This is a genomic window from Natrinema amylolyticum (assembly GCF_020515625.1).
In the GTDB taxonomy this organism is placed as follows: Archaea; Halobacteriota; Halobacteria; order Halobacteriales; family Natrialbaceae; genus Natrinema; species Natrinema amylolyticum.
Genome location: NZ_JAIWPJ010000003.1, coordinates 175,568 through 199,421, shown reverse-complemented (window position 1 = coordinate 199,421; position 23,854 = coordinate 175,568). Strand labels below are relative to the sequence as shown.

Annotated in this window: 22 protein-coding genes and 1 pseudogene; 9 read left to right on the top strand and 14 right to left on the bottom strand. The window is 64.5% G+C overall.

Features of this window, described 5'->3' with window-relative positions:
* Positions 1-11 precede the first annotated feature (11 nt).
* A complete protein-coding gene (locus LDH66_RS16615) occupies positions 12-2,387 on the bottom strand; it encodes an ATP-dependent DNA helicase (RefSeq protein WP_226482621.1) in 2,376 nt (791 codons plus the stop codon).
* 191 nt (positions 2,388-2,578) lie between these two features.
* Here LDH66_RS16615 and LDH66_RS16610 point away from each other — a divergent pair, with 191 nt between their 5' ends.
* Complete coding sequence (locus tag LDH66_RS16610; RefSeq protein ID WP_226482206.1) at positions 2,579-2,815, top strand: DUF7127 family protein; 237 nt, start codon at positions 2,579-2,581, stop codon at positions 2,813-2,815.
* Between the two features lie 142 nt (positions 2,816-2,957).
* The gene (locus tag LDH66_RS16605; RefSeq protein WP_226482205.1) at positions 2,958-3,533 is read left to right on the top strand and encodes a DUF1684 domain-containing protein; all 576 of its coding nucleotides are present in this window, start codon (positions 2,958-2,960) and stop codon (positions 3,531-3,533) included.
* A gap of 261 nt (positions 3,534-3,794) precedes the next feature.
* On the opposite strand, the gene LDH66_RS16600 is transcribed toward LDH66_RS16605, so the two are convergent.
* On the bottom strand, positions 3,795-4,475 hold the full coding sequence (locus LDH66_RS16600) for a class I SAM-dependent methyltransferase (RefSeq protein ID WP_226482204.1): 681 nt from the start codon (positions 4,473-4,475) through the stop codon (positions 3,795-3,797).
* 305 nt (positions 4,476-4,780) lie between these two features.
* Here LDH66_RS16600 and LDH66_RS16595 point away from each other — a divergent pair, with 305 nt between their 5' ends.
* A complete protein-coding gene (locus LDH66_RS16595; protein ID WP_226482203.1) occupies positions 4,781-5,359 on the top strand; it encodes a DUF7090 family protein in 579 nt (192 codons plus the stop codon).
* Positions 5,360-5,534: 175 nt separating this feature from the next.
* Here LDH66_RS16595 and LDH66_RS16590 read toward each other — a convergent pair whose 3' ends face one another.
* The 5 genes from LDH66_RS16590 to LDH66_RS16575 all read right to left on the bottom strand — a co-directional run bounded on the left by LDH66_RS16590 (position 5,535) and on the right by LDH66_RS16575 (position 8,672).
* Entirely contained in the window at positions 5,535-6,317 is a 783-nt protein-coding gene (locus LDH66_RS16590) for a DUF7089 family protein (protein ID WP_226482202.1), read from the bottom strand.
* Positions 6,317-6,406: a hypothetical protein gene (locus LDH66_RS23305; protein WP_006185006.1), complete on the bottom strand. Its 90-nt coding sequence runs from the start codon at positions 6,404-6,406 to the stop codon at positions 6,317-6,319. Before LDH66_RS23305 ends, LDH66_RS16590 begins: the two co-directional genes overlap by 1 nt.
* A gap of 215 nt (positions 6,407-6,621) precedes the next feature.
* Positions 6,622-7,626 carry an OapC/ArvC family zinc-ribbon domain-containing protein gene (locus LDH66_RS16585; RefSeq protein WP_226482201.1) on the bottom strand — a complete coding sequence of 335 codons (1,005 nt, stop codon included), beginning with the start codon at positions 7,624-7,626 and terminating at the stop codon, positions 6,622-6,624.
* Positions 7,626-8,027, bottom strand: coding sequence for a DUF2073 domain-containing protein (locus tag LDH66_RS16580; RefSeq protein ID WP_090618424.1), 402 nt, complete (start codon positions 8,025-8,027; stop codon positions 7,626-7,628). The genes LDH66_RS16585 and LDH66_RS16580 overlap by 1 nt, the downstream gene beginning before the upstream one ends.
* Before the next feature lie 6 nt (positions 8,028-8,033).
* Positions 8,034-8,672, bottom strand: coding sequence for an Era-like GTP-binding protein (locus LDH66_RS16575; RefSeq protein ID WP_226482200.1), 639 nt, complete (start codon positions 8,670-8,672; stop codon positions 8,034-8,036).
* 1,309 nt (positions 8,673-9,981) lie between these two features.
* On the opposite strand from LDH66_RS16575, the gene LDH66_RS16570 reads away from it, so the two are divergent.
* Positions 9,982-11,772, top strand: coding sequence for a Cdc6/Cdc18 family protein (locus LDH66_RS16570; protein WP_226482199.1), 1,791 nt, complete (start codon positions 9,982-9,984; stop codon positions 11,770-11,772).
* 257 nt (positions 11,773-12,029) lie between these two features.
* On the opposite strand, the gene LDH66_RS16565 is transcribed toward LDH66_RS16570, so the two are convergent.
* Positions 12,030-13,007: a S26 family signal peptidase gene (locus LDH66_RS16565; protein WP_226482198.1), complete on the bottom strand. Its 978-nt coding sequence runs from the start codon at positions 13,005-13,007 to the stop codon at positions 12,030-12,032.
* Between the two features lie 64 nt (positions 13,008-13,071).
* Entirely contained in the window at positions 13,072-14,037 is a 966-nt protein-coding gene (locus tag LDH66_RS16560; protein ID WP_226482197.1) for a S26 family signal peptidase, read from the bottom strand.
* A gap of 158 nt (positions 14,038-14,195) precedes the next feature.
* On the opposite strand from LDH66_RS16560, the gene LDH66_RS16555 reads away from it, so the two are divergent.
* Positions 14,196-15,776: a DNA-directed DNA polymerase II small subunit gene (locus LDH66_RS16555; protein ID WP_226482196.1), complete on the top strand. Its 1,581-nt coding sequence runs from the start codon at positions 14,196-14,198 to the stop codon at positions 15,774-15,776.
* Positions 15,777-15,860: 84 nt separating this feature from the next.
* On the opposite strand, the gene LDH66_RS16550 is transcribed toward LDH66_RS16555, so the two are convergent.
* Positions 15,861-17,543, bottom strand: coding sequence for an acetate--CoA ligase (locus LDH66_RS16550; RefSeq protein WP_226482195.1), 1,683 nt, complete (start codon positions 17,541-17,543; stop codon positions 15,861-15,863).
* A 128-nt stretch (positions 17,544-17,671) separates the two neighbouring features.
* Here LDH66_RS16550 and LDH66_RS16545 point away from each other — a divergent pair.
* A pseudogene (locus tag LDH66_RS16545) lies at positions 17,672-17,839 on the top strand (ABC transporter permease); the annotation flags it as partial.
* Between the two features lie 69 nt (positions 17,840-17,908).
* Here LDH66_RS16545 and LDH66_RS16540 read toward each other — a convergent pair.
* Entirely contained in the window at positions 17,909-18,109 is a 201-nt protein-coding gene (locus LDH66_RS16540) for a hypothetical protein (protein WP_226482634.1), read from the bottom strand.
* Positions 18,110-18,570: 461 nt separating this feature from the next.
* Positions 18,571-19,008 carry a hypothetical protein gene (locus LDH66_RS16535; protein ID WP_226482194.1) on the bottom strand — a complete coding sequence of 146 codons (438 nt, stop codon included), beginning with the start codon at positions 19,006-19,008 and terminating at the stop codon, positions 18,571-18,573.
* Between the two features lie 231 nt (positions 19,009-19,239).
* Here LDH66_RS16535 and LDH66_RS16530 point away from each other — a divergent pair, with 231 nt between their 5' ends.
* The 3 genes from LDH66_RS16530 to LDH66_RS16520 all read left to right on the top strand — a co-directional run bounded on the left by LDH66_RS16530 (position 19,240) and on the right by LDH66_RS16520 (position 22,936).
* Positions 19,240-20,418, top strand: a complete 1,179-nt coding sequence (locus LDH66_RS16530) for an aspartate kinase (protein ID WP_226482193.1) — start codon at positions 19,240-19,242, stop codon at positions 20,416-20,418.
* A 184-nt stretch (positions 20,419-20,602) separates the two neighbouring features.
* Positions 20,603-21,343 carry a hypothetical protein gene (locus LDH66_RS16525; protein ID WP_226482192.1) on the top strand — a complete coding sequence of 247 codons (741 nt, stop codon included), beginning with the start codon at positions 20,603-20,605 and terminating at the stop codon, positions 21,341-21,343.
* 213 nt (positions 21,344-21,556) lie between these two features.
* Positions 21,557-22,936, top strand: a complete 1,380-nt coding sequence (locus LDH66_RS16520) for a tryptophanase (RefSeq protein ID WP_226482191.1) — start codon at positions 21,557-21,559, stop codon at positions 22,934-22,936.
* 28 nt (positions 22,937-22,964) lie between these two features.
* On the opposite strand, the gene LDH66_RS16515 is transcribed toward LDH66_RS16520, so the two are convergent.
* Positions 22,965-23,330, bottom strand: coding sequence for a hypothetical protein (locus tag LDH66_RS16515; RefSeq protein WP_226482190.1), 366 nt, complete (start codon positions 23,328-23,330; stop codon positions 22,965-22,967).
* Positions 23,331-23,423: 93 nt separating this feature from the next.
* The gene (locus LDH66_RS16510; RefSeq protein ID WP_226482189.1) at positions 23,424-23,852 is read right to left on the bottom strand and encodes a GNAT family N-acetyltransferase; all 429 of its coding nucleotides are present in this window, start codon (positions 23,850-23,852) and stop codon (positions 23,424-23,426) included.
* Positions 23,853-23,854: the final 2 nt, after the last annotated feature.

The following is a 23,854-nucleotide window of genomic DNA, read 5'->3' as shown; positions in this document are numbered from 1 at the left end:
GAGCGCCGCCGTTACTGCGAGGACAACCGCGATCGGAACCGCTCGAGGCCTACGTCGAGCATGTCGGGGCTGACGGGTTGGAACTCGCCATTGTCGGGCAGGTATGATCTGACCGAGTCCCAGCTATCGCGGGCGTAGCGCTCGTCGAGCAGGACCCGAACGCCGACGTCCTCGGGACTGCGGATGACGCGGCCGATCGCCTGCCGAGCCTTGCGGACCGCGGGAATGGTCAGTGCGTACGTGAAGCCGTCGCCGAACTCGTCGTCGTAGGCCCGGCGGACGGCCTTCGTCCGGGGGCTCGAGGTGTTGACGATCGGAACGCCGCAGACGACGGCCGCGGCCAGCCGGTCGCCGCTGTAGTCGACGCCCTCGGTCAGCGTGCCTCGGAGGCTGGTGACGAGCACCTTCCCCTCGCCCGCGAAGAACTCGTCTTTGAGCGACTGGGTGGTCTCGTCGTCGCTCGCCGCGTCGAGCAGGATCGGCTTGTCGACCCGGTCCTCGAGGGTGCCGGCGGCCCACTCGGCCTCGGCGTAACTGGGCATCCCCACGAGGACGTTGCCGGGGAGGCGGGCGACCTTCCCGATCGCGTCGGCGTAGGATCGGCGCGTCGGATTGTCCGCTCCCGGGCTGCCGCGATTGTCGTAGGTGTACTTCGGCGCGGCGACCGCGAAGCTCTCGCGGTTCTCCGCGGGGAAGTGCAGGCCGTACCGGCGCTCGACGACCGGTCGGTCCTCCTCGCGCGCGAGGTACTGGAGTCCCGTCACCTCGGTGAAGGCGTCCATCGGCTCGAGGGTCGCGCTCATCAGGATCCCGCCGCCGAAGTTGCCGAGTCGGTCGCCGATGGCGTCGCTCGGCACGCAGTTGTGCAGTGAGAGGCGTGCATTGTAGGCCCGCCGCCACGACTCCGGCGGCTCGGTATCGTCCCAGGTTCGCTCGAGTTCGATCTCGCGGAAGTAATCGGTGTGACCGCGGCGGTACCACTCACCGAGCACGCGGCCGACAGCGGGCGCGGCGCGGGTCCGGTCCTCGTCTTCGGCCTCGTTCAGCACTCGTTCGACGACCGCGCCGACGGCCTCGGCGCGGACCCACTCCGCGTCGCCGTGTCCCGCTTCTTTCGCCCACTCCGAGAGTTCGTCCTCGGTGGGCTCACCCGGCTCGCGCAGCGGGATCTCCTCGTCGCGGAGATCGTTCAGGTTCGACTGCCATCCCCGATAGTTCCGGTCGAGGTGGGCCGTGACCCGGCGATCGAGTTCTTCGCGGAGATCCTGTACGAACTCGAGGGTCCGATTGAGCTCCTCGAACGAGACGTCGCTGTCCTCGAGTTCCCCGCGGACGAGGTCCGCGTCGGCGGTCTTGGAGCCGCCCTCGGCCTGCCGGCCCTCGCGTTCGAATTTGATCGGCTGGATGACTCGCGAGAGTTCGGTCTCGGCGTCCCGGAGCGTGCTGTCGGCGACGCCCTCGCTGACCAGGTCGCGGACGCGCGGCTCTAACATGTGGGCCTCGTCGCAGACGACGAACGTCGACTCGTCCAGCAGCGCGCCGGTGAAGGAACCGACCGTCCGGGGGTCGAAGGCGTGGTAGTAGTTCCCCATCACGACCTCGACCTCGCCGAGGGCGGCCCCCATCACGGAGTGGGGACAGGTACCGTGTGTCACCGAGCGGGCGACCAGCTCCTCCGGCGTGACCATTCCGGCGTCGGTGAAGTCGTAGGGAACCGCCTCCGCGGCCGAACCGTTCTCCTCGTCGTCCGGCAGGTCCTCCAGGTACTGCGCGTAGAACGGACAGTACTCGGTCTCGGCCCCCACGGGACCGCCCTCGCCGTACTCGGGGAGATCGGGCGGATAGGGCGTCGGTTCGCCTGCGGTCTCGAGGAACGTGTTCTTCGACCGGCTGCCGCTGTCGGCCAGTCCGATCTGCTGGCTTCGGGCGCGGGCGGCCAGATTCTGTGCGGTCGTGTCGCCGCCCTCGCCGGTGAGGTCGCGAGTGCGATCCCGCAGGGTCTCACACCGGTCGTAGACGTTGCCGTCGTCGATCCCCGCCGCGTTCTCGCGGTTGTACGGACAGACGTCGGCCTTCCCGACCAGCGTGAGTCCCGAAATCGGGTCCCAGTCGGTCGGCAGGTTCTCGTTGATCGTCTCGAGGTCGGCTTCGAACTGGCGCAGTTGCTGTTTGACGCTCGTGAGGACGAGCACGCGCTCGTAATCGGTGTCCGGATCGCGCACGAGGTCGATCCCCGCGGTGAGCGCGATCATCGTCTTCCCGGTACCACAGGCCCCTTCGATGACGGTGTAGCCGCCCTCCCGTCCGGTGTCGATGGCCGTCTCGATACCGTCGACCTGCGGCTCGTAGGGCTGGGTGTGGCCGAACACCGTCCGCCAATTCGTCATTCTTCCCGTACTCATCGTCGGTCGTCCATAGCGTTGACGGACTGGATTGGCCGCGCCATGCGGGATAAATGTCGGGAGGATCCGGACCCGCCCAAGCGACTCGAGACGATGATCGCGCGTTCGCACCGACCGCCACCCCGCAGGTTGCTGCCAGCGTGACCCTTTAACCACCTGAGTCCCTACGGTCGCCTGTGAAGGTTCCCCAATCCCTCGAGAACGTCGACCAGGACGCGGTCATTCGTACGTTCGAGTACGGCGACGGTAGCGTTATCGCGGTCGATTTCGGTAGCTCGGCCGCAGACATCTCGGTCGATATCGTCGGCTCGACCGCGATCATCGTGGCGGACGGCGAGCAGTTCGAGTTTGAGCTTCCGCCGGAGGCGAGCGACGTCTCCGCGCGAAACGGCGTGCTCACGATCGAAGAGTAGCGACCGATACGAACGACTGCGGCGAGGACGAGCCATCGATTGCACCGCTGTTTTGCGGATTTCGACCGGCGACCGAGCGGACCGGCGTTTCGAAACGGGACCGAAGCGCAACGCCTTCCCCGATCCGCCGACTACTCCGGCTATGAGCGATTCGATCGACGTCGAGCGCTGGCGCGACGAACTCGAGTCGAAACGCGCTGAGAAAGACGAGTTCTTCGCCGACCATCCCCAGTCGCCGATCCCGCCGGAAGCGCGGGAGGACTTCGAGGGCCTCGACTACTTCGACCCCGATCCGGACTATCGGGTGACCGCGACCGCCGCGGTCCACGACGACCCCGAGGTCGTCCTGATGGACACCACCGCGGGCCGGGAGATGCGCTATCTCCGCGTCGCGACCCTCGAGTTCGAACTCGACCGCGAGGACGAGGACCTGCAGGACGGGACGTTCGAACTCGCGGCGTATAAACAGGAGAGCCCGAACGAGCAGCCACTGTTCGTGCCGTTTCGCGACAAGACGACGGGCCAGCAGACCTACGAGGGCGGTCGGTACATGGAACTCGAGCCGGATCGAGACCTCGAGGACGGCGACGAGCTCGTCGTGGACTTCAACATCGCGTACTCGCCGTTCTGTGCCTACAGCGAGACCTTCGACTGTCCGCTGCCCCCGGAGGAGAACTGGCTCGAGGTGGCGATTCCGGCCGGCGAGCGGGACGAGTAGTCCGGCCGGCGAGCGAGACGAGGACGTCGCTCGGATCGGTCGTCCCGGCCGGTGGAACGCACGCGAGAGTGTGACAGTCCCGCTGGTCGAACGTTTCCTCGAGTCGATCGGGTGGGTGACGATCGGCGGTCCGTCAGAGAGGTGCGTTTCGACTCGAGTTATCGGCGTCGTGACGGCCTGTGTGACGGGAGTAACGGTCTCGAGTGGAAACCGGGGGGTTTTCGCTGACAGGTTCCTTAGCAGCGGACGGATACGGCGGAGTTAGGGAGCGACGCCGACGGTGAGTAGGGTGCCAAATTCGCGGTAGCGTTCGACCATGTCCTCGCGGCTCTCCCAGTCCTCCGTGGGGAACTCGACCTCGTCGGGGATGGCTATCTCGCGATCGGGGATGGTGTCCTGCTCGGCGACGGCGAGTCCCGCGTCGCGGAAGGCCTCGCGGTACTGCTGGCGGTCCCAGCGGGTCATCTCGATGGCGATGAACTCCTGCCACTCGTGGGAGTGGACGTTCTCCTCGTAGTAGTTGACGGCACAGTAGAAGGTGCCACCGGGCCGGAGGACGCGAGCGATCTCCGCGAGCGTGTGGTGGGGATCGGCCGCGTAATAGAACGCCTCCATGCTCCAGATATGGTCGATCGAATCGTCGGCGAAGGGGAGTTCATCGAAGTCACCGACGAGATAGCCGACGGCCGGATCGTCGGTGTACGTCGCCGCGTTGCGTGCCATTTCAGGAGAGCCGTCGAGCCCGTAGACCCGGCCGGCGTCTTTGGTATCGCGGAGCGCGCGACCGGCGTAGCCGCTCCCGCAGCCGAGATCGAGGACGACGTCACCGGCTTCGATCGGCATCCGCGCGAGCGCGTGCTTCGCGGTGTGCCAGTGGCGCTCCTCCATTCCCTTGTCCCGACCGCTCGCCGCCCAGTCGTCGAACTCCTCGCGGATGCTCATATACGAGACGCTGCGGTCCGCGGGCCTAAACGCGTTCGCATCGGTGCAGCGTCTTCCGAGACCGACTCGCCCCGACCGTTCTCACGGTGATGAGAACCACCGATAGATACTTTAGGCTGGCCTAAAACATATGGAGTGAAGGGTCGTCAGTGACCGAAATCCGTGGGCATCCGGATTTCGACGCTCGGTGAGTGACACTGTCCCAGCCTCGCCAGTTTTTCAGGCCCTTCCTCCGTTTCCGACACTGACTCCCTCAAAGATACATCCGCACGCTTAAGGGAGTTCCCAAAGTTGTTCACGGCAATATGGATTACGCGCTTGAAATAGACGGGACACCGGAAACGGTACCGGGTGGGACCGGCGTGCTCCTCTTGCATCCGAGTACCGGCGAAACCGACCGCATCGACACCGATTTCCTCAAAATCGACACCGACAACTTCCTCGTCATCTCCACGCGAACCACCGCTCGCGAAGTCAGGCAGAAACTCGAGTACTACGATGTCGACGAGGAGCGCGCCGAAATTCTGGATACGCTCAGCATCGAACGCGGCTACTCGCGGCGTTCGTCAGATACGGTCCACTACGTCGCCGCCCCCGATGACGTCGACGGCATCGTCGAGCATATCGACGGCTTCCTCGACGACCACGACGGCAAACTCCGCATCAGCTTCGACTCCGTCACCGAACTCGCCTACTACGCCGGCGACGACCAGGCACTCGAGGCGGTCGAACGAATCCTCGAGTTGCTCGAGGAACACGACGCCGTCGGCCTCTTCCACCTCTCGGAGGAGCCCCACGACGAGGCACTCGTCGACGAGTTCCGCGGGCTGTTCGACGGGATCATCGACCTCGACGAGGACGGCAGCGTCGACGCCGAGTTCTGACAGAACAGAAGCGCAGTAGTCGATTGTAACAGCACTACGGAACGGAGGCGTGAGCAGGTCGCTCGCTACTAGTCGACACAGTCGGCAGTGCACAGCGTATCGGACGGTCTCGAGTACGATTCCCAACTGAGAGCATACTGTCGACCAGGGACAACTGAACCCGAACGAAACGCGTCTAGTCCTCGAGCGAGTCGAACGTTTTCTCGGCCCACTGGATCGCGTACTCCGGTCCGTGGTCCAGATACGCCTCGGTATCGAGCGCGGCGAAGGGAGCCGGCAACTCGATCGCGTGTTTGATCGCGGCACACGCCAGCTCCGTCGCGTCCGCGAAGTCAGTGTCACCGCGCGCGACCGCACGTGGGAGTCCGGCAACGCGGTCCTCGAGTCGCGTCCCGGCGTCCTGCCAGGCGTCGGCTAGTTCCGGATGGTCGTCGTGCCAGTCCGCGAAGACCTCGCGCGTCTGCAGACCGACCCAGCCGTCGTACAGCGCCGCGGCGATCTGATAGGTGTCGGTGGGGTCGAGCGCGACCGCCTCGTCGAGGTCGTGATACGTCTCCTCGAAGAAGCCGATGAAGTGTTCGGGAACCTCGAGATCGACCTGAACGAGCGCTTCGGCGATCAAGAAGTCGACGAAGGAGTCCGGAGACCCCTCGACGCGCGGTTTGACGAGGACGATCGGCGGGTCGGTCTGGCAGGTCCAGGCGACGCTGCCGTCGCCTGGCATCCCGATCGTGAGATCCGAACTCGCGTAGCGGGCGAGCAAGGTCGGCGCGTTCTCCGGCAGCCAGGCTGCGGGATAGCTCGCGGGCTCGAGCGCGTTGACGATCAGGCCGAGGTCCTCGGCGACTGCCGGGTTCAGCGTCTCGAAGTCGCGGTCGCAGTCGAGGACCTGCGCGTCAGGCGCGTGAGCCTCGCGGACGGCCTCGACCCGATCCGAGAGCGCACGAGCCTCGAACATCAGGCGAACGCGTTCTGGAAGACGAGCAGGATCGACAGCAGCGCCGATACGGCGACCGTGGTGAGAACGACCTTGGTTGCGGTGCTCATGTGCGGTGGGTCGTATCCGCGTCGCTTAAATCCATCTGTCTCTGGTCGGGCTCTTCCAGCCATTTCCGGGCGCGCTCTTTCGGGCGTATCGAGACGGGTTATTTCCCGTGGAACGAGGATCGGACAGGGAAGGTAAGATCTTCCCAATGGCTAGGATTCTGCAGTCGAAACGACACTGTGCTGGGAGGCGGAAAAGAGGTATCGACGGGCGAGCCTCAGTCGTCGTCCTCATCGCCGTCGTGCCACGAGTCCGGCACGTCGATGACGTACCGTCCGTCTTCCTGCAGGGAGATGATGTACTCGTCCCGGTTGTAGAGCTCCATCAGGTTGAGTTCGTACTGTCCCGGTCGGACGATCTTGATGCTCTCGAACTGTTCGTTGAGCTCCGCCCGGAGATCCTCGATCGACGGGCGTTCCCCGCTGGGCTCGCTGACGACGCGACCGTGTTCCGGAGGCTGGTCATCGGCGTCAGAGCCGACTCCAACATCCGTTTCTGATCCGGCCCCGGTCTCAGCTTCGCCCTGCGGACCGACGACATTGCCTGCATCGCTGTCGGGCCTCGAGCCGTCTCCGTCCGGACTCTCGGAGTGTGACGGGAGATCGGCCGAGGGGACGACTTCGCTGCGGGCGTCGGCCTGCGCCGAATTTTCGTCGTCCGCCATCGTAGCGGTCGTCGACGGGCTGCTCGATGGTCGATCCGACGGGTCCCGAGATGAAGTCCGCTCGTCAGTGGCCGTCTCCGTCGACGACCCGTCGGCCGCCTCGGCTGGCGATCCGGACCGGTCCTCGGGCCGACGTGCCGTCTCGGGCCACTCGTCGAACTCGCCGTCCGACGGCGGGTTCGAATCGCTACTGCCGGTATCGTCACTCGAGGGCCAGGAGCCGTCCGATCCCGTGGCTGCCGTCGATCCGTTCGACGCCGGCCGCTCAGCGGACTCCGCATCCGGTTCGTTGGCGGACCCAGCGGACACCCAGCCGCGAACCGTTTCCGCAGCGCGCGTCGCGACGCTGTCCGATTCGGGCGAGGAAGCGTCCGCCGAGGCGCTCGCCGTATCGGCCCCCCTCGAGCCGTCCGTCTCGGTTCCGCCGGACGATTCGGCTGCGGCCGTCGTGGTCGGTGCGAACTGGAACTTGTTCCCGCCGCAGTCCGGACACCCCGACAGCATCTCTTTGGAGCCGTCAGCGAACGTTCGGCCACAGTTCGTACACTGATGTGGCATTAGTTACGGGACACGAGCGCGCTGATGAGCGTTTCGTCCTTGTGGAGCGTCTCGATCTGGTTCGCCGGTCCGATCACCGTCAGCTTCGCTTCCGTCTCGTCACCTCCCATGATGCGACCGAGCAACGACGAGTCGCGGGTCTCGGACTTGGGATAGGTCTCGATCTCGATCCCGTTGAACTCGTCGGGACTGATCTCAGCCATCGTCACCTCGATGAGCCGGCTCTCCTCGTCGGGCGTCAGTCCCTCCTCCAGGATGACGATGTTGCCGTCGTGGACGCCGTCCAAGATCATCCTGATCTTCTCCATCGTCGCCATGCCGTCCATGCGTTCGCCGCTGATCAGGTCGATCTGCACGCCGTCGGGTGCGTCCGAGTCGTCCGCGTTAGTTGCTTTTGGCATCGGTAATCACCCGAAGTACTCTGCGATGTTGTCGTACACTTCGTCCATGTTGTCGCCCTCCTTCGCGGACAGGGGAATGGTCTTATGTTGCGGGAAGGCGTCCTCGATCCGCTTGACGCTCGACTCCTCGAGGTCAGTTTTGTTCGCGAAGATCAGAACGGGGAGATCGCGCGACTCGACGATACCGATCAGCATCGTGTTGACCTGCGTGATCGGATCCTCTGCGCTATCCAGAACGTAGATGACGCCGTCGACGTCCTCTCGCAGCCAGTGCATCGCTTCGGCGACGCCTTCGGTCGCCTCGCGGGAGCGGCGAATCGCGTCCTCTTCGTCCATCTCGTCGGTGAACTCCTCGTAGTCGACCTTCGTCGTCACACCCGGCGTGTCGACGATGTCGATGGTCACCGTTTTGCCGTCGCGTTCGATCTCGACGTTTTCTTTCCTACGTGCGCGACGTGTCTCGTGCGGGACGTGGCTCTCCGCACCGACCGCGTCACCAGTCCAGTCACGCGCGATACGGTTCGCGAGCGTCGTTTTGCCGGCATTCGGCGGACCGTAAATACCGATTCGTTTGGGCTCCTGTGCCGAAAACAGGCGGTCCGTAGCCCGGGAGATACTATCTTTGAGTTCTGTGAACAGTCCCATCTGTAGAGGCCTCCAGCACCGCGGGGTGCATCTGCGCGTACTACAAACTGAACTCACTTAAGCCTACGTCAGACGTGTAGACAATTCGACGGAAGAGAGTTATTATGAGACGGAACTGTAATCGAGATCGAGACGTGTTCTCAACGAATACCGAGAGAAACCCTGGTTAAAAGAGCAACTACGTGGTCGAAGGGTAACTACGGGTCTAGATCCGAGAGGGAGAAGTGAGAGACAGGAGGAATATATCAGTGTTCTACGTATATTCCGGCCGCGTGTTAGGTACGATGTGTGTTAGCATCCAACTGAATGACTATATATACCATATTAATTTCTGGAAGGCGAATCGAGCGATCCTGAGACCCCCACCCCTTCGTTTCGAGTGGAGATCGTTGCGGGCGCGGGTGGGAACACGAACTGGCGAACCGATGTGAGGAGAGAATCGGCCCCTCATTTCGACTCGAGACGCATCTCAGGCCGATTGCGATGGAGAATTCGCCGATAACGATATTTCTAGTAACTCAGAATCCTATCTAGTAAGATAGATGCCTCCAAGGACTAATTCTAGTAGGTACTAGTAAAGGTTATCCTAGCTCTAGTAAGACTAGCTGTTCTGCTAGTTCTACGGTTATTGTTTCTACTCCATCCAGATAAATCTTCTCGTGATAAATCGCCGTCGAACCCCCACCCACCCTTTTCGCTCGTTCCACCCGAAACGAAGGGGTGGGGGGGGCATCGCCGCCTCCTATTACGACATTATATATCACACTGTAATCGATCCTCGAGCCTGTCTCCTCATCGTCTCGGGACTGTGACGGCACACGTCCACTGACTCGTCTCGACTGACTCGTCTCGATCATCAGTTACGGAGAGACCACGGGAACATCGAGGGGAAATTCGTCCTGCTTTATCTCCGATCTGTTACCATGGTCCTGCAGAAGTGAGACACTGCGATCCGTTCGCTGATACGATACTTACAGACACCATTTACGTCACTATATACGCGCATGTCGCATCCGTTCCGCTATTACGCACGCGTATGTCACACGCGCACAGTCTCTACGTCTCCATCGGAGAGATCGGAACCCGATCGAGGAAAGACAACTGACTCCACACTGAACGCCGTTTCCGTTCCAAGACGAGGGGGGAAGGGAAGGATTTATTATCGTGGTTTTCCTCTGTTTCGTTTGCATCAACTGGACTCGAATCGGGTATCTGGAACGGTGGATCCCTCTACGGAGGCCACCATACCGCTGTATTTCCGCTCCCTGGTTCGACGTTCCACTCGAAATAAGGGGGTGCTGTACGACGGATGTCAGACGATAACTCAGAGATCACTGGTTCGGACGAGGTCGAGGGAACGAGCGGATTCTCGACGGATTTCGAGAACGCCGACCTCGGCGACGACGAGTCGAATCAGGGACTGTTCGACGACTTGCTCAGTGGCGAACCGATCTTCGAGAACAAGGAGGTCCTCCGCCCGTCCTATACGCCACACGAACTTCCCCATCGGAGCGATCAGATCAATAAGATGGCGACGATCCTCGTCGCCGCGCTCCGCGGCGAAACGCCGTCGAACATTCTCATCTACGGGAAAACCGGGACCGGCAAGACCGCGAGCGCCAAGTTCGTCAGCAAGGAACTCGAGAGCACCTCCCAGAAGTACTCCGTCCCGTGCGACGTCGAGTACATCAACTGCGAGGTCACCGACACCCAGTACCGCGTGCTCGCACAGCTCGCGAATAAGTTCATCGAAAAAAACAAAGCGAGGATCGACGACCGCGTCGCGGAACTCGAGTCGCTGCTGGACGACCTCGACGAGTACGATGCCGATGCTGCGCGTCACAGCGCCGACGTGACTGAGTCGGGCGATGGCGCGAACGATCAGACGGCAACGGACCCCTTCGATTTCGTCTCGAGCGAGGAGACGGAGTCGGACACAGACATTTCGACTGGAACCGATACCGACGCCATGTCGGGCGATTCTCCACTCGAAGCAGGGGGGTCTTCAGACGGATCGGCGGATCCCGCCGACTCGCGGTCGTCCGGAGCGGAAAACGGGCCGGCGAACGTCGACGACACCGGAGCCGGTCGCGACGACGCCGCGACCGATTCGACCGCGCTCCCGCCGGACCACCCCCTCGAGTCGACGCCCTTCGAGACCCGGGCCGAGGTCGACGACCGGATCACGGCTCTCGAGGACGACAAGGACTCGTTCGAGGAGGTCCCGATGACGGGTTGGCCGACGGATCGGGTCTACAGCGTCTTCTTCGACGCCGTCGATTACGACGAGCGGGTCGTCGTCATCATGTTAGACGAGATCGACAAGCTCGTCGAGAAGAGCGGCGACGACACGCTCTACAACCTCTCGCGGATGAACTCCGAACTCGAGAACTCGCGAGTGTCGATCATCGGCATCTCGAACGACCTGAAGTTCACCGATTTCCTCGATCCGCGGGTCAAGTCCTCGCTGGGCGAAGAGGAGATCGTCTTCCCGCCCTACGACGCGAATCAGCTCCGGGACATCCTCAAACACCGCTCGGAGGTCGCGTTCAAGGGGAACGCACTCTCCGACGACGTGATCCCGCTGTGTGCGGCGTTCGCCGCACAGGAACACGGTGACGCGCGGCGCGCGCTGGATCTCCTGCGGACCGCGGGCGAACTGGCCGAACGGTCCCAGGCCGAGACGATCGTCGAGGAACACGTGCGACAGGCCCAGGACAAGATCGAACTCGATCGCGTCGTCGAGGTCGTCCGCACGCTGCCCACCCAGAGCAAACTCGTCCTCTTCGCGATCATCCTGCTCGAGAAAAACGGCGTTCATAGCATCAACACGGGCGAGGTGTTCAACATCTACAAGCGCCTCTGCGAGGAGATCGACGCGGACGTGTTGACCCAGCGGCGCGTGACGGATCTCATCAGCGAACTCGACATGCTCGGGATCGTCAACGCCGTCGTCGTCTCGAAGGGACGGTACGGCCGGACCAAGGAGATCAGTCTCTCCGTTCCACTCGAAGAGACGGAGGCCGTGTTACTGAGCGACTCCCGACTGAGCGATATCGACGACGTCCAGCCGTTCGTTCAGGCGCGGTTCGAGAACTGACTGTCGGCTCACGTCCGCTCCCTCGACTTCTCTGGACTTCGGCTGCACACCCCTCAGTCTCGCCTTCCGAAACCATTCGCCGGTACCGTTCGTCCGATTAGACAGGTCGACTTCCCAGCGTCGCGTTCGGACCCCCCTATTTCGACTCGAGCCTCCTCATGGACCGCGAAAAACTCTCGAGACTCGACACGTCTGCATCTCGAGTTGCGACGGAGCTTCGAGGAGAGAGGTGAAGAACTGAGCGGTCGATTCCGGGCTCAGTTACGGTATCGGCCGATCGCGATCGTGGCCCCGGCTCCGGTACTGGCAATGGCGGCGACGCCGGCGAGTTCACCGTCCAGTCCGGGGCCAGTACCAGCAGTGTCCGGACCGGCGAGCGTCGGCGTCATCGCCGGTGTCGGTCCATGTAGCGTCGCGCTCGAGGGCGACGTCGGAGCAAGCATCCCACCGAGGACCTTGTCGAAGGTCAGGCGCACGTGGCCGAGCCACGGGATCCGGAACATGGCTTTCCCGGTGACCCATTCGGATTTGACGATATCGGTTCTGGCACCGGATCCTCTCAGCTGATCGTAGCCGCCGTTGTTGTCACCTTTCGTAACGAAGCCGGCGTGATCGGCGGGACAGGTCACGACTTCCTCACAGGTCGCATCGCCGACGATCTCCTCGCTGGCCTTGGTATCGACCCAGTGTTCCCCTTCTTCGACCCAGAAGTGGGCGCGGTGGATCACCGGCGTTTCGGCCGCATTGCCGTTGGGTCGGAAGATAATCACGTCGCCGGGATTGCCGAACTTGTCGTGGCCGCTCTCCTGGCCGTTCTCGAGGGTGACGACGCCGGTTCCGGCGACGGAAGCGTCACCGGCGAATCGGCCCTCGTCCGCGACGAAGATGAGATCGCCCCTGTGCATGTTGGGCTCCATGCTGCCGCTCTCGACGGCGACGAGCGGGGGCCAGATGCCGCTGACGCCGAATAGGAGGAGGCCGACGACGGCGACGATGGCGATGCTACTCAAGAGATCCCGCGCCACCATGACGGTCTCGTCGTCGGTCTTGAGGAACCAGCGGAGGATCCCGTCGTCGTCGATCGTCACGCCGTCGGCATTGGAGTCGGAGTCGGCGGCACTCCGGGACGGTTTCTCGGGTGCGGGCGGCGTTTGCGAACTGCCGGCGCTTCGATCCTGCGCGCGATCGTCGTCGCCGGAATCGTCCGGGGGGTTCCCGGCACTAGAACCGCTCATCGTCACTGGTTTTGCCGGGCCGCCCAATCAACTTTCCGTTCGCGGGGATCGTTCGCCCGTCGCCTCACGACTCGCGTTCCCCGCCGGCCATCCCGAACAAGACGAGCGCGATCACGCCCGTCGCGACGAAGGTAGCCGTCGGTCCCAACCCGGTCGCTGCACCCGCCGACCCGACCGCCAGCCGGAACTCTCCGATCCACGGAACCCGAAGCATCGCCTTCCCGGTGATCCAGTCCGGACTGACGATCGTCGTGTCCGCGCCCGAGCGCGGCAGTTGGTCGTAGCCGGGATTGGCGTCGCCTTTCGTGACGAATCCGTCGTGAGGTGCCGGACAGGTGACGATTTCGTTGCAGGTCGCACCGTTCAGGGAGTCGGGATCGGCTTTGGTCTCGACCCATCGCTCGCCCGCTTCGACCCAGAAGTGGGCACGGTGGATCGTCGGCGTCTCCGTCGGATCGCCGTTCGGCACGAAGATGACGACGTCGCCGGGGCTGGCGAATCTCTCGTGCCCGCTGGCTCGTCCGCTCTCGAGGGTGACGACACCGGTTTCGGCGACGGCGCTCCCCCCGGCGAACCGATCGTCGTCGACGACGAAGACGAGGTCTCCCTCCCGGACGTTCGGCTCCATGCTGCCGCTCTCGACGGCGACGAACGACGGCCAGGTCCCGCTGATTCCGAACAGGAGGAGGACGAGGACCGCAATGATCGCGAGACTCGTCGCGACGTCTCGACACGCAGTGACTCGCCAGTCGTCGCTCTCGAGCAGCCAGCGACCGATGCCGTCCTCGATTGCGACGCCGTCGTCGCGGGTCGCGCGACCCCGATCGTCGCGAGTCGTCCGGTCTCGCGTTCCGGAGTCGGACGCCCGGTCGTCGCGTTCGGACGTCCGGTCGGCGGATTCGGATGTGCGATCACGCGATTCGGGCGTACGATTCCCGGTTTCGTCTCCCCGAGACGGATCCGGTCTCGAGCGCTCGTTGCGGGATCCGGACCGATCGTCATCACGCTCGCCGCCGTCGGGACCGTCCATTGCGGATCGCTTTCTCCGAACTGGGTATCAACCTTCCGGCGGCCCTCGGTTCGCGGGAGGTCAGACCGACGACTCGAGTCAACTCGATCACCGGAAAACGCCCACCGCGAACGGGGGGATCCGCTACCCTTTTGCCCTCGCTCGCGAATGCGAGAGGTGTGCCACTCGAGGCCCCCGCTCGGATCGTCGGCGAACTCACGAGCCGCGGGTACAACGCCGAACGCGAGGCGGTGACGCGGCTCGCGGCGGCCGAGGACCCGAATGCGGCACTCGAGCGCGTCCTCGAGGAGATTCCGGACGACGCACTGGTCGTCCGGACCGAACACGTCGAGACCGTTCTGTCGACGGCCGATGCGGGGTCGGCGGGATCCGAAGCCGATCCCGTCGCTGCGACCGGAGACGAGCCCTCGCCCGCCGATTCGACCCCCTCCGTTTCAACTGGAACCGAGCCGCCTCAGGGGGGCGGATCGACCGGTCGATCTCCAGTTGAAACGGAGGGGTCTCCGTCAGCCGATCGGTCCGCCGATCCCGCCCAGCGATCGCTCGAGATCGTCGGCGATATGACCGGTCAGAGCACGGGGACGGGCGAGTACAGCGACTTCGTCTCCGTCTTTCGCGACCGGCTCGATCGACTGGGCGCGAAACTGCGGGGACGGGTCAATCACCGCCCGGCGACGGCCATTCAGGACATGCCGGGCGGCAGCGAGGTGGCGATGGTCGGGCTGGTCAACGATATCCGGTCGACGGCCAGCGGCCACTGGCTGATCGAACTCGAGGACGCGACCGGGACCTTCCCCTGGCTGGTGATGAAAGACAGGGACTACGCCGACCTCGTCAACGAACTGCTCTGTGACGAGGTGCTGGCGATGGAGGGGACCCTGGCGGACGATTCGGGAATCGCGTTCGTCGACTCGATGCACTTTCCGGACGTTCCCCGCACTCACGAGCCGTCGACGGCGGATCGCCACGTGCAGGCGGCGCTGATCAGCGACGTCCACGTCGGCAGTCAGGAGTTCATGGCCGACGCGTGGAACGCGTTCGCCGACTGGCTGCACACTCCCGAAGCCCAACACGTCGAGTACCTGTTGCTCGCGGGCGACATGGTCGAGGGCGTCGGCGTCTACCCCGATCAGGACGACGAACTCGACATCGTCGACATCTACGAGCAGTACGAGGCGTTCAGCGAGCACTTAAAAAAGATCCCGGGCGATATCGAGGTCGTCATGATTCCGGGGAACCACGACGCGGTCCGCCTCGCCGAGCCCCAGCCCGGATTCGACGAGGAACTTCGGGAAATCATGTCCGCACACGACCCACAGATCGTGAGCAACCCGTCGATGGTGACCCTCGAGGGCGTCTCCGTCCTGATGTACCACGGGGTCTCGCTGGACGAGGTCATCGCCGAGCTTCCCGAGGCGAAGGCCAGCTACGACGACCCGCACAAGGCGATGTATCACCTCCTCAAGAAGCGCCACGTCGCGCCGCAGTTCGGCGGTCACACCCGGCTGGCTCCCGAGGAGAAGGACTATCTCATCATCGACGAGGTACCGGATATCTTCCATACTGGTCACGTCCACAAGCTCGGATTCGGCAAGTATCACGACGTGCTCGCGATCAATTCCGGCTGCTGGCAGGCCCAGACGGACTTCCAGAAGAGCGTCAACATCGATCCCGACGCCGGCTTCGCACCCATCGTCGATCTGGACACGCTGGACGTGACGGTCCAGAAGTTCAGCTAACGATCGGTCCGCCGAGATCGCATCGGATCCTCACTATCCGACTCGCAGCGGAGCGATTGGGTCGTCGATCCTCGAGCCCGGTCGTCAGGTCGTTTCGGCTTCCGCTTCGACCTCGTCCTGGAGCTCCGTTCGGCGGATCTTTCCGGTGACCGTCTTCGGCAGTTCGTCGCGGAACTCGATTTCACGGGGGTACTCGTGGGCCGAGAGCTCCGATTTGACGTGCGTTCGGATGTCTTCTTTCAGGTCCTCGGAGGGCGTCGCAGCTTCGCTGGGGACGATGTAGGCCTTCACGATGTTCCCGCGCTCCGAGTGCGGTTTCGGGACGACGGCGGCCTCGGCGACGGCCTCGTGCTCGCCCAGCGAACTCTCGACCTCGAAGGGGCCGATCCGGTACCCCGAAGAGAGGATGACGTCATCGGCCCGACCCTCGAACCAGAAGTAGCCGTCCTCGTCCGCGTGGGCCAAATCCCCCGAAAGGTACCACTCGCCGTCGGGGCCGTCGATGAAGCAGTCCGCCGTTTTCTCCGGCTTCTCCCAGTACTCCGCGAAGAAGCAGGGGTAATCCCCGCGTTGGGCGATTTCGCCCGTCTCACCCGGCTCGAGCACCTCGCCAGTCTCGGGGTCGACGACGGCGGCCTCGATGCCGGGCAGGGGTTTGCCCATCGAGCCCGGCCGAACGTCCATCGTCGGGTAGTTGTTGATGATCATATTGCCCGTCTCGGTCTGGCCGTAGGTGTCATGAATCGTGACGCCAAGGGTCTCCTCGCCCCACTCGACGACGCCGGCCGAGAGCGGTTCGCCGATCGAGAGGGCGTGGCGCAGGTCCAATGAGACGTCCGCGAGGACGTCCTCGTGCTCGCGGAGCATGCGGTAGGCCGTCGGAACCGAGAACAGGACAGAGACGGGGTAGGTGTCGAGCAAGTCGGCCCACGTCTCGGGGTCAAATTCGCCCTCATAGGTGAACAGCGCGGCCCCCCAGAACCAAGCACCGAGCGTGTTGATCGGTCCGGTCAGCCAGCCGAGGTCCGCCGTCGACCAGTACAGATCCCCCTCCCGGAGATCGACGGCGTACTTCTGGGTGGCGGCGACGCCGGCGACCCACCGATGTTTGTGCAGGACGCCCTTCGCGAGCCCGGTCGTCCCGCTGGTGTAGTACAGCAGTGCATCGTCCTCGCCGCCGGTGTCGGCCGCCTCGTACTCGCGGCTCGCGGTCGCCATTTCGCTGCGATAGCTGACATCGCCGCGCCGGAGTCCGGTTCCGTCGTCGCTGACGACGATGACGTGTTCGACGGAGGGCGCGTCCTCGAGCGCGTCAGCCACGGTATCCCGGTTCGCCGCAGTGGTGACGATCGCTTTCGCGTCGCAGTCGTCTACCCGATAGGAGATCCCGTCGGGGCCGAACCGCTCGTTGATGCCGCCGAAGACGGCTCCGCGCTTGAGCGTCCCGACCATCGCGACGTAGTGTTCGGGGATCCGCGGCATATACGAGAAGACGCGATCGCCCCGCTCGATTCCCAGCGACTCGAGGACGTTCGCGAACCGATTCGTCGCCTCGGCGAGTTCCCAGAAAGTCAGCGTGGTCAATTCGCCGTCCTCGCTCACTTGGTACAGTGCCACCTTCTCCCTGTTCTCGGCGTGGCGATCGCAGACCTCGTGTGCGATGTTGAGTTCCGACGGCGCGTCCCAGTCGGCCGCCTCGTCGATGTCATCCCACGCGAAGCCCTCCCGTACCTGCTCGTAGTCGGCCATGTTGTGCTCCGATACCATACCTCGGACGCCATCGCTTTCGGCAATAATTGCTCCGGATGGTTACACAGCCGACGATCCGGAGATAAATCCGCTCGAGTCCGTCCCGTCCGGCGTCTGTGGTGCGACGAACTGTCGCTATCGGTCGACGTCGCGCCCTGATGTTCGGTCAGGACGTGATGACGGTGCTCGAGGTGTCGGCCTTCGGCGGCATGTGGAACACGCTCGTCCCCGCACTGGCGGTCCTGGCAGCACTCGACCTCGTCCTCGGGGCCGTCGCCGTCTCTTTCCGCAACAGCGCCTCAAGGTCGGACGTACATAAGGGTCAATCGGCGCGATACCGCTCTCACCATCGTACGCGATCGAATGGCGACTTGCGTTCGCGTTCACTCCTCGGAATCGCGCGCGAACCGGTAATCGAACGCCTCCCACAGCGTCCAGATTCGGACGTCGTACTCCGTCTCGTAGTGGTCGACGACGTCTCGACCGAATCCGCCCTCCTCACCGCGCACTTTTCCGAGGTACTCGACCTCCTCGCCCCGGTTTCGATATCCCCAAGCAGCCCCGCTATCTGTCGTATCGTTCATTTGGGTGAGGACGACGAGCGTTGCACCGGGTATCGACCGAAGCAGGGCCGGGAGAAACGCTTCGTGTTCTCTGTCGTACGTCGATTCGATGTGGGCAGAGAGTCCGCCTCCGGGGTCCGTTTCCGTACCGTAGAGCGCCAGTATCGCGTCCGAATACCTACTCGGCCAGTTCGAACGGACCGAGTCTTCGGATAGGCCCCGCCCAAATATCGAGAGAACCGACTGCATTCCCATATCCAGTTTTCCGACGCGGCTTTCTATAATATTTCCGACGAGAGCGCACTCCACCGCCGTATTCGGCACGCAGTTCTCATCAGGGACTGGAGCGGCCGTGACCTTCGCACGGACTGTGTCCGAGCGTGGAAACGGACTCGAGGCGACGCCAGATACCGGCGCGACTACAGAGTCGACGGCGCTCGAGTCACGTCGGCTGACGCGACTGCGATTCCGGTCGCCGTCGATCAGGGCTCGAGTCGAAACCGGACCGTCGGGGAGCCGTCGAACCGCGGGCCGCGGCCGCGTCGTTCGAAGCCGAGATCCTCGGCGGCCGTCTCGATCGAGTCGGCGTCCCGCGCCGCAAGTACTTCGACGGCCATCGACTCGCGTTCGGCGAACCGAACCGGTTCGGCCAGTAGCCGTTTGCACGCCTCGCGCGTTCCGTCGAGTTGGGTGACGTGGACGGTATCCTCGCGCGCATCGAAGCTAATGAATCCCAGCAGGTCCTCCGGATCGGAGCCGCTGTACTGCGAGTCCGACACGTCCGCGTTCGGATCGTGGCTCCCGTCCTCGGCGACGCGGACCGTTCGATCGTGGACGAGATTGCGCATCACGTCCGTTGGAGAGTCGGCGATCGACGCGAGCGCGTCGGCATCAGCCTCGAGTGCGTCCCGTACGTTCATCGACGTATGGTAATGTGGTGCACGACAATAAATCCCGGTCGCGGCTCGCCCTCCCGACCGCCCGACGCTGATCGGGACGCGCTACGCGTTCGAGCCGGTTCGCTGCCGATAGGGGGCGCATCGACGAGCAGGTAAAAATGCAGACGATGGGACACAGTTATCTGCCCGCTCTGGTTACGGACCGAGTATGAGTCACACCATCGTAACGCACGCGGCCCGTGAGGTGTCGGTATGCGAGTCATAGCCAAGTTCGGCGGCACGAGTCTCGGAAGCGGGGACCGGATCAACCGCGCCGCGGACTCGATCGCCGCGGCCGTCGAGGACGGCCACGAGATCGCCGTCGTCGCCAGCGCCATGGGGTCGACCACCGACGAACTGCTCGACGAGATCTCCTTCGAGACCGACGAGGCTGACCGCGCTCAGATCGTCAGCATGGGCGAGCGGACGTCGGTCCGCATGCTCAAGGCCGCACTGTCGGCTCGCGGGATCGATGCGATCTTCCTCGAGCCCGGCAGCGATCGGTGGCCCGTCGTCACCGACGAGTACGGCGAGGTCAACGTCGAGGAGACCGAGAAACGCGCCAAGGAAGTCGCAGCGGACCTCGACGAGACGGTGCCGGTCATCACCGGCTTCCTCGCGGAGGGGCCGGACGGCTCGATCACGACGCTGGGCCGCGGCGGCAGCGACACCTCTGCGGTCATGATGGGCAAGTACATGGACGCCGACGAGGTCGTCATCGTGACCGACGTCGAGGGCGTCATGACCGGCGACCCACACGTCGTCGAAGGAGCCCGCAACGTCGGCGAGATCTCCGTCGACGAACTCCGGAACCTCTCGTTCCGTGGGGCCGAAGTCGTCGCTCCCTCCGCGCTCTCCTACAAGGACGGCAACTTAGACGTCCGCGTCGTCCACTACCAGCACGGCGATCTCCTCTCCGGCGGGACGAGCATCGAAGGCGAGTTCAAGAACCTCGTCGACCTGCGCGAGCGCCCCCTCGCGTGTCTGACCGTCGCCGGCCGCGCGATCCGCAATCAACCGGGCATCTTCAACCACCTCTCGGAGGCGCTGGCCGAGAGCGACGTCAACATCGACGCCGTCGCGAGCGGCATGGACACCGTCACGTTCTACATCGACGAGGAGGAGGCCGAACGCGCCGAGAACATCCTCCACCGGGAGGTCATCGCCCGCGACGAACTCTCGAGCGTCACCGTCGACTCGCCGGTCGCCGTCATCCGCGTGACCGGCGGCGAGCTCCCCAACCAGCCGGGCATCATTAGCGAGATCGTCAACCCGCTCGCCGAGGCTCGGATCCACCTCCAGGACATCATCACCAGCGCGACCAGCGTTGCTCTCTTCGTCGACTGGGACGACCGCGAGGAGACCCTCGAGCTAACCCAGGACCTGTTCTAGCTCGCGCCCGTCCTCGAGTTCGTCTCGAGACTCCGCGCCGGGATCGACTCACGGGTTCGGTCCACTCAACTCGGACCGAATCCACTCCTAACAACCTATTACTTTCATAGCAATCGGAGTATTCAGTGGGTAATACAGCGGTAATAGACTCGTAACCAAGGGGGAGAACGGTGCAGGGAGGAGTATGAGCACCGACCCGACAGCGACGGAGGTCTTCGAGGAGGTCGAGGCCGATCCGGACGCGATCCTCGCGGCGTTCGACGCGGACTCGCCCGCCGACCTCGTCGACGCCGGCGGCGACCACGACCCCAGCGGCGACCACGACCCGAGACCGGACGACGTCGTCGACACGACGGCGACCGAACTGTTCGCTGACCTCGCGGACGTCGAGACGCCGGAGTCGAACGCTACGGACAGTGAAATGGCAGATGCAGACTCCAGGATCGTCGATTCCAACAGAACGGACACCACGGCCGCCGACTCTGACGGGACGAGTCGATTCGACGAGGCCGACGACGGAGCCCCGACGCGTGCGGACCTCGCGTTCGAGTTCATCGGCGACTCGGACGTGACCGTCCGGGACGACGGCGACGTGATCGACGACACGGCGGCGGAACTCGGCGCGCTCACCGCGTCCGACCCGGCTGAACCGGTCTCTGCCGAGTCACCCGGCTCCGACGACCCGACTGACCCCGTTTCCGCCGAGTCGACTGATCTCACCGACTCCGACGACCGCGTCGAAACCGCCGCGTCTCTCGATGCCGGCTCGATAGACGCCATCGGCTCGACCGACGCCACCGCCTCGTCAGGCCGGCTCACCATTCGCGGGAGCGACACCGACGATCTGGAACTCGTCGGCCCCGAGCCGACGCCGACGCGGATCAGCGACGATACCTTCGACAGCGCTGGGGTCGACGCTCGCTGAGCCGGTAGACGTGATCGGGACCGACCGTCCCGCTGTCACCGTCGGTTCCGCCTATACCGGGTGCGCGTCCGTGCCACGTGCGCTGATTCTCCCGTACCGGGCGCGCCGATTCCGTCCATCGATGCGCCGATCCGTCCGGAGAGGGGCGTCTCGAGCCATCGACGGCCAGAAGCCGTCAGCTAGACTGAACACGATGGGCGGCGTCCGACCGCTATGGTCGCCTATAAGTCGAAAGTCGTCGAGCGGATTCGCCTCCCCTCGAGAGAGCAGCGAACGCGAGCACTGGACGAGGCCGGATACAACGCGTTCAATCTCGCGGCGGACGACGTCTTCGTCGACCTCCTGACGGACAGCGGGACGGGCGCGATGAGCGACGACCAGTGGGCCGCGCTGCTTCGGGGCGACGAGGCGTACGCCGGCTCGTCGAGCTTCGACCGCCTCGAGTCCGCGGTCGCGGACGTGATGGGGTTCGAGCGCGTGGTGCCGACCCACCAGGGTCGCGGCGCGGAGAACGTCCTCTACGGCACCCTGCTCTCCGAGGGCGACGTCGCGCTCAACAACACTCATTTCGATACGACGCGAGCGCACGTCGCGAATCAGGGCGCCGATCCGGTCGACTGTCCGATTCCGAGCGCTCACGACCCGGATGCGGACGAGCCGTTCAAGGGGAACTTCTCGCTCGAGCGGGCCCGCGCGGTCGTCGACGAGGTCGGCGCGGAGCGGGTCCCGCTGGTGATCCTGACGATCACGAATAACTCGGCGGCGGGTCAACCGGTCAGCGTCGAGAACACCCGTCGCGTTCGGAAATTCGCCGACGAGATCGACGCCACCTTCGTGATCGACGCCTGTCGGTTCGCGGAGAACGCCGCCTTCGTGACCCGGCGCGAAGACGAGTTCGCGGACGCGACGGTCGCCGAGGTGGCGCGCGAGCAGCTCGGCCACGCCGATGCACTCGTCATGAGCGGGAAGAAAGACGGGCTCGCGAACGTCGGCGGCTTCGTCGCGACCGACGACGAGGACCTCTTCGAGCGGTGTAAACAGCGCGCGATTCTCTACGAGGGGTTTCCCACGTACGGCGGCATGGCCGGTCGAGACGTCGCCGCGATGGCGGTCGGCCTGCGCGAGGCCGTCGAGGAGTCGTACGTCGAGGATCGGATCGACCAGGTCCGCGAGTTCGGCGCGATGCTCGCGGCGGCCGGTATCCCGGTGTACACGCCGATCGGCGGACACGCGGTCTATCTCGACGCGGGAGCGATGCTCCCGGCGATTCCGGCCGACGAGTTTCCGGGACAGGCGCTGGTCTGCGAACTGTATCGGGAAGGCGGCGTCAGGGGCGTCGAACTCGGGAGCTTCGCGTTCCCCGACTCCGACCGGCCGGAACTGGTTCGGCTCGCGGTCCCGCGTCGGACCTACCACCGGGAACACTTCGATCACGTCGTCGAGACGGCCGAAGCCGTCCTCGAGCGGCGCGACGAGCTGTCCGGCCTCGAGATCGTCTCCGAGCCCGCGGTCCCGGAGCTGCGTCACTTTTCGGCGACGCTCAGTCCGATCGAATCAGAGGCTGTGACCGCTGCTGACGGGGGGATGGAGTGACGGAAGGAGCGACCGACGGCCGGCGCGGTTACCGGTTCGAGAAGACGCTGCGGGCACGGTCGCGAACCGTTTCCGGTTCGGGTTCGGACTGACTCCCGAGCCGCTGCTTCGCGAGCCTTTCCAGCCCCTTCGAGGTCGCTTCGGAGGTCATCATGTCGGCCGCCCAGTCGGGAACCTGCGACTCGAGCTCCTGCCGTTTCTGTGCCTTCATCTTGCTGAACCGGCGGAGCGCGAAGCCGACGCCGAGGAACAGCCCGGCGTCGACTAACTCGCGCCGGAACCGCTCTCGGTCGTTGCGGACCGCGATCGCTTTCACCAGCGAGAGAGCTCCGATCGCCAGATAGACCTTTGAACTCTTCGACGGATCGCCGCTGAGCATCCGTTGGAGCGCCATGCGGAGACACGTACCACGCTCACGTCGGATAAGACTGCGCCGGCAGGCGACGGGTCCCCATGAGTGGGGTCGTCGGCGCTCCGAGTGCGGCGGTCAGCGCCGTCCAGCCGACACCGCGACGCCGCGGTGGCGCCGCTCGTCGATCGGTTCGATCGAAAACCCCAGCCGCTCGTAGAACGGCCTGACGCCGTCGTCGAATCGGGCCGTGAGCCGCCCCTCTCGCTCGAGCGCGCGGTCGAGCAGCGTCGAGCCGATTCCCCGCCCCCGGTGGCGACGGCGGACGCCGATCGCCCCGACGTGGGCTCCCGGCTCGCCCTCGAGAGGTGCGAGGACGGCCGCGCCCAGGATCCGTTCGCTCCCGCCGGCGTCGCCGGTCGGCTCGGAGCCTCCCCGTCGGTCGCCCGCGACGAGGACGTCGCCGTCAGCGATTCGGCGCTCGACGTCGCCGGGTTCGAGCATCGCTGCGTCGAGGATCCGGCGGACCTCGAGGGCGTCGTCGTCGGTGGCGGTGCGGACGAACATTC

Bases quoted from the DNA above. Each gene is read 5' to 3' on its own strand.
- LDH66_RS16615 (WP_226482621.1), bottom strand. From the start codon at position 2,387: ATGACGAATTGGCGGACGGTGTTCGGCCACACCCAGCCCTACGAGCCG.
- LDH66_RS16605 (WP_226482205.1), top strand. From the start codon at position 2,958: ATGAGCGATTCGATCGACGTCGAGCGCTGGCGCGACGAACTCGAGTCG.
- LDH66_RS16600 (WP_226482204.1), bottom strand. From the start codon at position 4,475: ATGAGCATCCGCGAGGAGTTCGACGACTGGGCGGCGAGCGGTCGGGAC.
- LDH66_RS16595 (WP_226482203.1), top strand. From the start codon at position 4,781: ATGGATTACGCGCTTGAAATAGACGGGACACCGGAAACGGTACCGGGT.
- LDH66_RS16590 (WP_226482202.1), bottom strand. From the start codon at position 6,317: ATGTTCGAGGCTCGTGCGCTCTCGGATCGGGTCGAGGCCGTCCGCGAG.
- LDH66_RS23305 (WP_006185006.1), bottom strand. From the start codon at position 6,406: ATGAGCACCGCAACCAAGGTCGTTCTCACCACGGTCGCCGTATCGGCG.
- LDH66_RS16585 (WP_226482201.1), bottom strand. From the start codon at position 7,626: ATGCCACATCAGTGTACGAACTGTGGCCGAACGTTCGCTGACGGCTCC.
- LDH66_RS16580 (WP_090618424.1), bottom strand. From the start codon at position 8,027: ATGCCAAAAGCAACTAACGCGGACGACTCGGACGCACCCGACGGCGTG.
- LDH66_RS16575 (WP_226482200.1), bottom strand. From the start codon at position 8,672: ATGGGACTGTTCACAGAACTCAAAGATAGTATCTCCCGGGCTACGGAC.
- LDH66_RS16570 (WP_226482199.1), top strand. From the start codon at position 9,982: ATGTCAGACGATAACTCAGAGATCACTGGTTCGGACGAGGTCGAGGGA.
- LDH66_RS16565 (WP_226482198.1), bottom strand. From the start codon at position 13,007: ATGAGCGGTTCTAGTGCCGGGAACCCCCCGGACGATTCCGGCGACGAC.
- LDH66_RS16560 (WP_226482197.1), bottom strand. From the start codon at position 14,037: ATGGACGGTCCCGACGGCGGCGAGCGTGATGACGATCGGTCCGGATCC.
- LDH66_RS16550 (WP_226482195.1), bottom strand. From the start codon at position 17,543: ATGGTATCGGAGCACAACATGGCCGACTACGAGCAGGTACGGGAGGGC.
- LDH66_RS16540 (WP_226482634.1), bottom strand. From the start codon at position 18,109: ATGAACGATACGACAGATAGCGGGGCTGCTTGGGGATATCGAAACCGG.
- LDH66_RS16535 (WP_226482194.1), bottom strand. From the start codon at position 19,008: ATGAACGTACGGGACGCACTCGAGGCTGATGCCGACGCGCTCGCGTCG.
- LDH66_RS16530 (WP_226482193.1), top strand. From the start codon at position 19,240: ATGCGAGTCATAGCCAAGTTCGGCGGCACGAGTCTCGGAAGCGGGGAC.
- LDH66_RS16525 (WP_226482192.1), top strand. From the start codon at position 20,603: ATGAGCACCGACCCGACAGCGACGGAGGTCTTCGAGGAGGTCGAGGCC.
- LDH66_RS16520 (WP_226482191.1), top strand. From the start codon at position 21,557: ATGGTCGCCTATAAGTCGAAAGTCGTCGAGCGGATTCGCCTCCCCTCG.
- LDH66_RS16515 (WP_226482190.1), bottom strand. From the start codon at position 23,330: ATGGCGCTCCAACGGATGCTCAGCGGCGATCCGTCGAAGAGTTCAAAG.
- LDH66_RS16510 (WP_226482189.1), bottom strand. From the start codon at position 23,852: ATGTTCGTCCGCACCGCCACCGACGACGACGCCCTCGAGGTCCGCCGG.